This window comes from Pseudoalteromonas sp. S558, assembly GCF_005886635.1.
GTDB classification, from domain to species: domain Bacteria; phylum Pseudomonadota; class Gammaproteobacteria; order Enterobacterales; family Alteromonadaceae; genus Pseudoalteromonas; species Pseudoalteromonas aliena.
In genome coordinates this window covers 1-881 of sequence record NZ_PNDU01000439.1, presented here as the reverse complement: position 1 = coordinate 881, position 881 = coordinate 1, and the positions used below count along the sequence as shown (strand labels likewise).

Sequence of the window (881 nt, the reverse complement as noted above, 5' to 3'; positions counted from 1 at the left end):
ACAAAAAAATATGACATTCTGAAGTATTTGCTAATGTAGTAAGTGCGACCAAACTCATTATCGAGGGAATTCAGAATGTCTTACGAACATCTTAACAGTTTCGAACGAAAAGCTATCTACTATCGATTCAACAGTGGCGAAAGCTGCCGATCCATTGGTAAACTATTAAATCGACACCATACAACTATCATGCGTGAAGTTAAGCGAAATAAGCCACCCTACTATGATTATTTCGATGAGGCAGCGCACGAAAAAGCGATGGCAAGAAGGAAGGTCGCTAGGCATGCAAGAAAAAGAAACAATAAGGCACTGTACGAGCTTGTGCTGAGTAAGATAGCAATGGGATGGTCTCCAGATGCTATAGCAGGTCGGCTTAAGAAGGATAACCCGTCAGATGAATTAATGCATGTCAGCCATGAAACAATCTATCAATGGGTGATTAAGGATTTTAAAGCAGGTGGAGAGCTATACAAAGACTTAGCTAAGAGGCATAAAAAAAGACGTAAACAACGTAAATATGGCGATTTACGTGGGCAAATTAAGAATAGAGTAAGTATTAGCGAACGACCAAAAATAGTCGAAGACAGAAGCCGAATAGGTGACTGGGAAGGTGATTTAATTGAAGGCAAAAAGGGCTCTGGTTTTTTTGTAACCCATGTTGACCGTAGCTCTCGATATTTAATCGCGAAAAAAATAGAGACTAAGCAAGCTGAGTCATTCAATACAGCTACAGTAGAGGTGTTTAAAGAGATTCCAGAGCATAAACAGTTAACTCTGACCTTGGATAATGGAAAAGAATTTTCGAAATTTAAAGCTTTGGAAGGAGAACTAGATTTTATTATTTACTTTGCTGATCCTTATTGTTCGTGGCAACGAGGAAC

1 protein-coding gene is annotated in these 881 nt (G+C 38.9%); it reads left to right on the top strand.

Going from position 1 to position 881, the window contains the following annotated elements:
• Positions 1 to 75 precede the first annotated feature (75 nt).
• Positions 76 to 881, top strand: an 806-nt coding sequence (locus CWB66_RS20510) for an IS30 family transposase (protein ID WP_138586894.1), incomplete at its 3' end; no start/stop codon positions are given.